The following is an 8,891-nucleotide window of genomic DNA, read 5'->3' on the forward strand; positions in this document are numbered from 1 at the left end:
GCCATTCGACACCAGCCTGGGCGACGACGAGATGGACGATATCGAGCGCGCCGTCGCCGCGCTGCCGCTATGGCGTGCCTCCGGCGACTGATCACAAAAACCAATTGAAATCTAAAATTTGATAGTTTTTCCTGCTGAGGACGTTTGTGCCGCCGGACGGCCTTACAATGCTAGGTTATGCGTTTTCGTGATATCAGACTGTGGCTAGCGGAAAATACCTAGCTAATTGAAAGAATCGGTCTGATAAAATCCGGAACACCCGATCGACCAAACAGGAAGGCAGCACAGCATGGATTCGTCATCTGATAAAAAAGAAGAATTGCGTCAACAATTGCGCTTGGCCGCACTCGAGTATCACGAGTGCCCGCGCCCCGGCAAAATCAGCGTGACGCCGACCAAACAACTGACCAACCAGCGCGACCTGGCGCTGGCCTACTCGCCAGGCGTGGCCGCTCCCTGTGAAGAAATCGTCATCGATCCGGCCAATGCCTATAAATATACGGCGCGCGGCAACCTGGTGGCCGTCATCACCAACGGCACTGCCGTGCTGGGACTGGGCAATATCGGCCCGCTGGCCGCCAAGCCGGTGATGGAAGGCAAGGGCGTGCTGTTCAAGAAATTCGCCGGCATCGACGTCTTCGACATCGAAATCAACGAATCGGATCCCGATAAACTGGTCGACATCATCGCCTCGCTGGAACCGACCTTCGGCGGCGTGAACCTGGAAGACATCAAGGCGCCCGAGTGTTTCTATATCGAGCGCCAGCTGCGCGACCGCATGAAGATTCCCGTCTTCCATGACGACCAGCACGGCACCGCCATCATCGTCGGCGCGGCCATCCTGAACGGCCTGAAAGCCGTCGGCAAGAAAATCGAGGACTGCAAGCTGGTCGTGTCGGGCGCGGGCGCCGCGGCGCTGGCCTGCCTGGACCTGATCGTCGACCTGGGCTTCCCGCTGAAAAACATCTACGTCACCGACCTGGCCGGCGTGGTCTACAAGGGCCGCGCGGAACTGATGGACCCGGACAAGGAACGCTTCGCGCAAGACACGCCGCTGCGCACCCTGGGTGAAGTCATCCCGGACGCCGACATCTTCCTCGGCGTTTCCGCCGCCGGCGTGCTGAAACAGGACATGGTGCGCAAGATGGCGCCGAACCCGCTGATCCTGGCGCTGGCCAATCCGAATCCGGAAATCCTGCCGGAAGAAGTCAAGGCCGTGCGCAGCGACGCCATCATCGCCACGGGCCGTTCGGACTATCCGAACCAGGTCAACAACGTGCTGTGCTTCCCCTACATCTTCCGCGGCGCCCTCGATTGCGGCGCCACCACCATCACGCGCGAGATGGAAATCGCCGTGGTGCACGCGATCGCCGACCTGGCGCATGCCGAGCAGTCGGACATCGTGGCCACCACCTACGGCATCAGCAACCTGTCGTTCGGCCCTGAGTACCTGATCCCGATGCCGTTCGATCCGCGTTTGCTGATCAAGATCGCGCCGGCGGTGGCCAAGGCGGCCGAGGATTCCGGCGTCGCCACGCGTCCGATCAAGGACTTGCAGGCGTACGCGGACAGCCTGCAGCAATTCGTCTACCGCAGCGGCACCTTCATGAAGCCGCTGTTCCTGATGGCCAAATCCACGCCGGCCGAACTGAAACGCATCGTCTACGCCGAAGGCGAAGAAGAGCGCGTGCTGCGCGCCGTGCAAGTGGTGGTCGATGAAAAACTGGCGCGTCCCATCCTGGTGGGCCGTCCGCCCGTGCTCGAAGCGCGCATCCAGAAGTTCGGCCTGCGCCTGAAGCAAGGCGTCGATTTCGACGTCATCAACCCGGACTTCGACGAACGCTATCGCGATTACTGGAATACGTACTACGCCATGACCAGTCGCAAGGGCGTCACCGAGGAATACGCTAAACTGGAAATGCGCCGCCGCCACACCCTGATCGGTTCGATGATGATCCACAAGGGCGATGCCGACGGCATGATCTGCGGCACCTTCGGCACCACCCAGCTGCACCTGAAATACATCGACCAGGTGCTGGGCAAGCGCGCCGGCAGCAATGTCTACGCCGCCATGAACGTGCTGATCATGCCTGAACGCCAGCTGGTGATGGTCGACACGCACGTCAATGAAAACCCGGACGCCGAGCAGCTGGCCGAGATCACCATCATGGCCGCCGAAGAGATGACCCGTTTTGGTTTGTCGCCGCGCGCGGCCCTGCTGTCGCACTCGAACTTCGGTTCCAGCGACAGCGCCTCGGCGCAAAAGATGCGCGCCGCGCTGGCCATCATCAAGGAACGCGCGCCGGATCTGGAAATCGACGGCGAAATGCACGGAGATACGGCCCTCGACAGCAAGCTGCGTCAAAAACTCATGCCGAATTCGGCACTGAAGAACGACGCCAACCTGCTCGTCATGCCGAACATCGAGTCGGCCAACATCGCCTACAACCTGGTCAAGACGGCGGCCGGCAACGGCATCGCCGTCGGTCCGATCCTGCTCGGCTGCGCCAAGCCCGTGCACATTCTGACGCCATCGGCCACCGTGCGCCGCATCGTCAACATGACGGCCCTGTGCGTCGTCGACGCCGTGGCGCAGCGCAAAGCCTAAGGTTTTAGCTGTTGCTTGAAAGCCGCGCCATCCGCAAGGGGGGCGCGGCTTTTTTACATCGGTGGCACGGGCAGGGCCGTGGCGGCCGGCTGGCGGCGCAGGTAATAGTGGCGGTACAGCAAGATTTCGCCCCACACCAGCAGCAGCGTTAGCAGGGCGAACAGGCCCAGCGTGATCTTGAGCGAATTGAAATACGCGCCGGCCTGGCGTTTGATGGCGTCGATGAAAATCATCGGCACGGATTTATCGAGTTTGCTGAAGTCGGCATGGCGCGCCACATCGGTGGTCAGGCGCACGGCCAGGTCGGTGCCCAGCGCGGCCAGCTCGCCCGTCGCCTGGCCACGGAAATTGGCACCCTTGAGCGCCTCGCCGAGCAGGCCGACCCTGGCGATCAGCTGTTCCTGCAGCACCTGCGTCAGCAGCACGCTGCCGCGGCGCAGGATGAATTCATTGATCCAGCGCGCCTTGCTGCGTTCCCAGTAGCTGCTGGACGTGGGCTGGTAATACAGGCCTTGCACGAAGGGTTCGAGCAGGCTGCGCACGCTGATGGGCTGGCCCGGGGCGATCAGCCTGGCCTGCTGCTCCAGGTAGACGCGCAGCGCCGGCATCTGCGCTTCGACCACCGGCTGCAGGTCGCGCTCGAGGGCCTGGTTGACGACGCGGTGCACGCTGTGCACGGCGCCAAACCCGCCGCCGAGGAGCGGCAGCGCGAGCAGGATCAACACATAGCTGAGCTTGGCCGCCGCGTTCCAGGCGGGCGGACGGCGCACCAGCAGGCATTTTCTGGCCAGCTGGTAGCAGATGCCGAGCGCCAGTACAAAGCCGATCACGCCATACAGCAGCATCCATGGCAGGACGGTCCACAGCAGGTCGCTGCCGAACGGCGCCAGGGCGCTGCCCCAATTGATCAGTTGTTGCTTCATCTACATTGCCTTGATATGAAAAATCAGGCAAGTATAGCCATTGTGCAACAAAACGTGGCGCGCGGGACCTCAGTGCGCCATCAGCACGGGCAAGCTCATCTGGCGCAGCACGGTTTCCGTCACGCCGCCCAGTAAAATTTCGCGGAAGCGCGCGTGGCCGTAGCCGCCCATCACCAGCAGGTCCGCATGCACTTCGGCCGTCATGGCCAGCAGCGCCGCGCCGACGTCGCCCGTGGTGACGGCGGGGCGCACCTCGACGGGCACGCCATGGCGGCTCAGGTAGGCGGCGATGTCGGCGCCCGGATGGTGGGCCGGCTGCGCGTGGCCGGCGGGCGGGTGCAGCAGGGCCAGCACCACCAGGCGCGCCGCGCGCAGCAGGGGCAGGGCGTGGCCGATGGCGCGCGTCGCTTCCATGCTGCCATCCCAGGCCACCACCACCGTATGGTTCAGTTCCATGAATTGACCGCTGCGCGGCACGATCAGCACGGGACGGGCCGCGTTGAGCATGACGTAGGGCACCAGGTCGCTCATGGCGCCGGGCAGCGCTTCGCTGGCGTCGTGCTGGCTGAGCACCGTCAAGTCGCTGTAGCGGGCGCTGACGGCCATGCCGCCATCTTCATCGTCTTCGATCAGGCGCCGCTCGAGCGAGACGGCGCCGGCCTGGCGCGCCAGCGTTTCGAACTGGTCCAGCGCCTGCTCCGCCTGGCCGTGCAGGGCATTGATCTGCGCCGCCACGGCGCCGCCGCGCATGCCGCGGTTGTTTTCCAGGGTAAAGCGCGACACGCCCGTCATGGCGGCACCGATCAGGTGCGCCTGGTGCGCGTGTGCCAGCCGCGCCGCGATGGCGATGCGTTGCGGCGCATGGCGCGACAGGTCGGCGTGGACGAGGATGGATTTGTAGGCCATGGTGTCATTCGCTAGTCAGGATGGCAACAAGGCTAGAACGGCAACACGGGCAAGTCCAGCATTGGCGTGCCGGCGGGCGGTTTTCTTATGCGGGGCTTGACCTAGGTCAAAAAAACACGGGCGAGGACCTTTCGCAAGGCGATAGCCAGGAGATTGCGAGCTGTTTGATGTGCATCAAAATGCCTGGCCCCCTGCAGGCGATAATGGCATCGAACTCCTTGCCCTTCCAGTGGTCTGCATCGGCGCCGGCGCCATCTGTCCGGCACTTCCTTGTGTGACGCAACAACGCTGGCCGTGGCGGGAGTTCACTTCTCGGACTTTCATGCTCTCTCGTATTCTTTTTAGCCAGCACGCGCAGTGCGGCGCCTTGCCTGGAGTCATGCTACATTCATGTCCTGCTTTTTTCTGAAAGGATGAGGATGCCTTTAGGTAACAACTTCTTGCGGCACAATCAGCAAGCCTGGGATGCGCAGGCTGCACGGAACAGTCCCTGGTCGCAGCCCGTCGACAGCGCCACCATCGCCGCGGCCCGTGCCGGGCAGTGGCAAATCCATCTGACGCCCGGTCCCTTGCCGGCCGGCTGGCTGGACGAGGTGCGCGGCAAGCGCATCCTGTGCCTGGCCGGCGCCGGCGGGCAGCAGGCGCCCGTGCTGGTTGCCGCCGGCGCGCACGTCACCGTCTTCGACCTGTCTGAACAGCAACTGGCGCAAGACCGCATGGTGGCCGAACGCGACGGCTTGCAACTGGCCACCGTCCAGGGCGACATGCGCGACCTGGCCCGCTTTGCCGACGCCAGCTTCGATGTCATCATCCACCCCGTGTCGAACCAGTACGTGCCCGATATCGCCCCCGTGTGGCGCGAATGCGCGCGCGTGCTGGCCGATGGCGGCGTGTTGCTGAGCAGTTTCTTCAACCCGGCCGTATTCATCGGCGACCGCGATCCGCAATGGGCACAGCAGGGTTTGATACGCCCCCGTTTCGTGCTGCCGTATTCGGATGTGGAGGATATGGATGCCGATGCGCTGGCGGCGCGCATGGAGAAGGGCGAGGCGCTGGTCTTCGGCCACGGCCTGGACAGCCAGATCGGCGGCCAGCTGGCGGCGGGCTTCGTGCTGGCCGGTTACCACGAGGAAATGCATCCCCATCCGCGCTTTGAAATTGAAAAATTCCTGCCCAGCTTTATCGCCACGCGCGCCGTCAGGCTGGCGCGCGCGCTATAGCGATCATTAGTTGTACGGCTGCAAGTCCAGCCAGACGGCGTACGACAGGCGCTTGCCGTTCCACAGGCCGCCGCCGCGGATGACGGCGTCGCACGAGGTCAGCTGGCCCGCCAGGTCCATGCGGCCCAGGTTGCGGCGCAGGCGCAGGGCGTCGTTGTGCGACAGGTAGCCCACCAGCTGGCCGTCGATGAAGACGGCGATGGCCTTGTCCTGGAACGGATTGGCATCGTCGCAGACGAGCAGGGCCAGGCATTTTTCTTCCGCGTTGCCGGGACCGTGCTCGCCGGCCAGCCTGGCGATGGCGGGCTGGTACATCGCTTCGTTTTCCACTTCCGACGCGAAGCGCCCCTCGTCGCTCCAGTGGTGCGCGGGCGCGCCCGCGGGAATCGCCGGCACGTACTGGCGCACCGAGAGGAGCGGCTTGTGCAGCGGTTTCACGGGCGTGCGGCCGCTGAAGACGTAGTACAGCAGGGCGATGACGATCACGATGGCGAGCAGGTAAAGCATGGTATCTCTCTGATTTCTAAGGGGGGAGCCGGGATCGCGGGCGTGCCGCGCGGCGTTGCCGCTACTATAGCAAGTTCGCCGCCCGGTCCCGGGTAAATCTGGCCATCAGATGGCGGCGCCGGCGCAGTGCGCGCGGATCGTTCAGCACGATGGGCGAGGCGCCCGTCAAGCCCGAATAATACTGGCCGTGCCGGCGCAGGACGGTGGCATACTCGCGCGGCGCGTGGCCGTGCGCCAGCATGCGTGCGTCGCAATCGACCTCGATGGCAAAGCGCAAGCGGTGCAGCTGCCACCACAGGGGCACATTCCACGGCATGATCAGGATCAAGGCGTAGGCCAGGGCCAGCAACTGCGGGTCGCGCGCGGCCAGCCGGCATTGTGCATGCGCCAGCAGCAGCGCCTGTTGCGGGGGCGGAATCAGTTGCAGCCAGACGGGCATCACGATGCGGGGCCGCAGCAGCCCCGCCACGCAGGGGCCGATGCCGCCGCTCAAGTACACGGGCGTGCCCAGCAGCGATGTTTTCTGCCAGCGCCGCTGGTGCGACAGCAGCCAGACGCTGCGCAGCGCCAACAGCAACAGCATGCCTGCAGACGCCATAAACCAGCCCAGTTTCAGCTGAGCCTGCTGCGCCGGCATGGCCTTCAGCACGCCGGGCAGCCACGCCAGGGGCACGATGACGGACGCGGCGATGGCCGCCAGCCACGGCCAGCGTGTCGCGCGCCCGCCCTGCTGCCGCGCGCGCTCGGCGCGCCAGCCGGCAGCGCTCAACAGCAGCGCCAGCGCCATGCAACACAGCAGCCAGGCCGGCATCGGGCGCCTAGCGCTTCAGCGCCATGCCGACGGAGGCGGGCGCCGTATGCTTGAAACCGAACTGCGCGTACAGGTCTTGCGCCTGGCCATCGGCGATCAGGCTGACGTACGCGCTTTCCGGCACGTCGCTGTCGATGAACTGGCGGATTTCGCGCATGATCAGCTTGCCCAGGCCCTTGCCCTGATGGGCCGGCAGCACGGCGATATCGACCACCTGGAAGAAGCAGCCGCCATCGCCGATGATGCGGCCCATGCCCACCACTTCGTCGCCATGCAGCACTTGCACGGCAAACAGGGAGTTCGGCAAACCCTTGGCCGCCGCCTCCGCGGTTTTCGCGCTCAGCCCGGCGGCGACGCGCAGCTGCTGGTAGGTGGCGATGGAGGGGATGGCCAGGCGGGTGGTGTAGGGTGATGCGGCGGTCAAGACGGTCTCCTGTGCAATATGGATGGAATGGCCATTATAGGCGGCGAGCGCGGCCGGGGGCGGCACGCTTTATTCGCCGCGCCCTATGTCGTGCGCGGCGCTTTTGCGCTATGGTGGCGTCATCCAATTATTTGTTGAAAGCACGCCATGTCCGCAGGATTTACCGCCACCGAGTTGTCCGTCATCCATGAAGACGACGCCCTGATCACCACCCTGGCTGCGCCAGCCGGCAAAGGCGAGCCCGTCTACCTGATGCTGCAGCGCGCCGACGAATACGATGAGCAGGACGTGGCGCTGGGCATGGACGAACCGTACATCGAATACGGCGGCCAGGAATTTGCCTGGTATGGCCACATGCACGCCGTGATCCTGCATCCGAACCGCCTGTCCGTGCAGATGGATGCCGAGGCGGCCATGCAGATGGATGACGACGGCCAGATCGACGTGCGTTTCAACTTGACGCCCGAGCGCTATACCCAACTGCAGCAGGCGCTGCGCACCACGTTCGAAGGCTGCGATTACTATCGCGAAGAACGTTGATCTGCGCGGACGGCATTGGCCATGGCGTCGCGTATGCTCGATAGCGGGTATTGACTGGGGGAGAAGACGATGACGGTGCTGATACTCGGTTTGCTGCTGTTCCTGGGTGCGCACTCGGTGCGCATCGTCGCCGACGGCTGGCGCAGCGCCCAGCTGGCGCGCCTGGGCGAAAAGCGCTGGAAGGGGCTGTACTCGCTCGTGGCGTTTGCCGGCCTGGGCCTGATCATCTGGGGCTACACCCTGGCGCGCCAGCAGCCGCAGCTGCTGTGGACGCCGCCCATGGGCGTGCGCCACGCCAGCGGTCTGCTGATGCTGTTCTCGCTGATTTTGCTGGCAGCGGCCAATGTGCCGCGCAACCGCATCAAGACCCTGCTGCACCATCCCATGCTGCTCGGCACGCAACTCTGGGCCGTCGCGCATCTGCTGGCCAACGGCAACGTGGCCGACGTGCTGCTGTTCGGCAGCTTCCTCGTCTGGTCGTCAATGGATCTGGTTTCTGCCGTGCAGCGCGACCGCGCGGCCGGCGTGGCCTACCAAGGCGGCACCATGCAAGGCACCCTGATCGCCATAGCCGCAGGCTGCGCGCTGTGGCTGCTGCTGGCGTTCTGGCTGCACGGCGTGCTGTTTGGCGTGCGGCCGTTTGGGTAGCGGGATGGAGCAAGCGAGGGAGATTGCCGTGCGCGTGTCGTGCTTACGACGAACTGAGCGACAAATCGGGCGCCGCCAGGGCATTTGCATAAACGCCATAAAAAAACCGCAGCATCTGGCGATGGGCGGGGTGTCATGGTGTGTTGCTAGAACGTCTTCTGTGGCAGGAAGCGGAAGCTCAACTCAATGAGTCCTGTTGAGCTTTTACTTTGTCTACTTAACCTGCTGTTGTCGCACAGGTTAAGAAAATCAGCGAAAGGATTGATAATCATCTTCAGTTTGTCATTGTCACACACGCGTAGTC

9 protein-coding genes are annotated in these 8,891 nt (G+C 64.1%); 4 read left to right on the forward strand and 5 right to left on the reverse strand.

Going from position 1 to position 8,891, the window contains the following annotated elements:
• Nucleotides 1–289: 289 nt before the first annotated feature.
• Entirely contained in the window at nt 290–2,608 is a 2,319-nt protein-coding gene (locus tag AC0V2Y_RS18745; protein WP_475417015.1) for an NADP-dependent malic enzyme, read from the forward strand.
• A gap of 53 nt (nt 2,609–2,661) precedes the next feature.
• On the opposite strand, the gene AC0V2Y_RS18750 is transcribed toward AC0V2Y_RS18745, so the two are convergent.
• Together AC0V2Y_RS18750 and AC0V2Y_RS18755 are read right to left on the reverse strand one after the other, a co-directional pair.
• A complete protein-coding gene (locus AC0V2Y_RS18750) occupies nt 2,662–3,531 on the reverse strand; it encodes a hypothetical protein (protein ID WP_475417014.1) in 870 nt (289 codons plus the stop codon).
• A gap of 69 nt (nt 3,532–3,600) precedes the next feature.
• On the reverse strand, nt 3,601–4,437 hold the full coding sequence (locus tag AC0V2Y_RS18755; RefSeq protein WP_475417013.1) for a universal stress protein: 837 nt from the start codon (nt 4,435–4,437) through the stop codon (nt 3,601–3,603).
• Nucleotides 4,438–4,856: 419 nt separating this feature from the next.
• On the opposite strand from AC0V2Y_RS18755, the gene AC0V2Y_RS18760 reads away from it, so the two are divergent.
• Complete coding sequence (locus AC0V2Y_RS18760) at nt 4,857–5,657, forward strand: class I SAM-dependent methyltransferase (protein WP_475417012.1); 801 nt, start codon at nt 4,857–4,859, stop codon at nt 5,655–5,657.
• Between the two features lie 6 nt (nt 5,658–5,663).
• On the opposite strand, the gene AC0V2Y_RS18765 is transcribed toward AC0V2Y_RS18760, so the two are convergent.
• The 3 genes from AC0V2Y_RS18765 to AC0V2Y_RS18775 all read right to left on the reverse strand — a co-directional run bounded on the left by AC0V2Y_RS18765 (nt 5,664) and on the right by AC0V2Y_RS18775 (nt 7,399).
• Nucleotides 5,664–6,164 carry a hypothetical protein gene (locus AC0V2Y_RS18765; RefSeq protein ID WP_475417011.1) on the reverse strand — a complete coding sequence of 167 codons (501 nt, stop codon included), beginning with the start codon at nt 6,162–6,164 and terminating at the stop codon, nt 5,664–5,666.
• 64 nt (nt 6,165–6,228) lie between these two features.
• On the reverse strand, nt 6,229–6,975 hold the full coding sequence (locus AC0V2Y_RS18770) for a M56 family metallopeptidase (protein ID WP_475417010.1): 747 nt from the start codon (nt 6,973–6,975) through the stop codon (nt 6,229–6,231).
• A 7-nt stretch (nt 6,976–6,982) separates the two neighbouring features.
• The gene (locus tag AC0V2Y_RS18775) at nt 6,983–7,399 is read right to left on the reverse strand and encodes a GNAT family N-acetyltransferase (RefSeq protein WP_475417009.1); all 417 of its coding nucleotides are present in this window, start codon (nt 7,397–7,399) and stop codon (nt 6,983–6,985) included.
• 147 nt (nt 7,400–7,546) lie between these two features.
• Between AC0V2Y_RS18775 and AC0V2Y_RS18780 the strand changes: the two genes are divergently transcribed.
• Both AC0V2Y_RS18780 and AC0V2Y_RS18785 read left to right on the forward strand, forming a co-directional pair.
• Nucleotides 7,547–7,939 (forward strand): Imm10 family immunity protein, encoded by a 393-nt coding sequence (locus AC0V2Y_RS18780; protein WP_475417008.1) that lies wholly within the window; start codon nt 7,547–7,549, stop codon nt 7,937–7,939.
• Between the two features lie 69 nt (nt 7,940–8,008).
• Complete coding sequence (locus AC0V2Y_RS18785; RefSeq protein WP_475417007.1) at nt 8,009–8,587, forward strand: NnrU family protein; 579 nt, start codon at nt 8,009–8,011, stop codon at nt 8,585–8,587.
• The last annotated feature ends 304 nt before the right edge of the window (nt 8,588–8,891 follow it).

It is taken from the genome of Janthinobacterium sp. BHSEK (assembly GCF_056174685.1).

What these genes read in the sequence shown, in the direction of transcription:
- AC0V2Y_RS18745 (WP_475417015.1), top strand. Translation starts at nt 290, where the DNA reads ATGGATTCGTCATCTGATAAAAAAGAAGAATTGCGTCAACAATTGCGC.
- AC0V2Y_RS18780 (WP_475417008.1), top strand. Translation starts at nt 7,547, where the DNA reads ATGTCCGCAGGATTTACCGCCACCGAGTTGTCCGTCATCCATGAAGAC.
- AC0V2Y_RS18785 (WP_475417007.1), top strand. Translation starts at nt 8,009, where the DNA reads ATGACGGTGCTGATACTCGGTTTGCTGCTGTTCCTGGGTGCGCACTCG.
- AC0V2Y_RS18765 (WP_475417011.1), bottom strand. Translation starts at nt 6,164, where the DNA reads ATGCTTTACCTGCTCGCCATCGTGATCGTCATCGCCCTGCTGTACTAC.
- AC0V2Y_RS18760 (WP_475417012.1), top strand. Translation starts at nt 4,857, where the DNA reads ATGCCTTTAGGTAACAACTTCTTGCGGCACAATCAGCAAGCCTGGGAT.
- AC0V2Y_RS18755 (WP_475417013.1), bottom strand. Translation starts at nt 4,437, where the DNA reads ATGGCCTACAAATCCATCCTCGTCCACGCCGACCTGTCGCGCCATGCG.
- AC0V2Y_RS18750 (WP_475417014.1), bottom strand. Translation starts at nt 3,531, where the DNA reads ATGAAGCAACAACTGATCAATTGGGGCAGCGCCCTGGCGCCGTTCGGC.
- AC0V2Y_RS18770 (WP_475417010.1), bottom strand. Translation starts at nt 6,975, where the DNA reads ATGCCGGCCTGGCTGCTGTGTTGCATGGCGCTGGCGCTGCTGTTGAGC.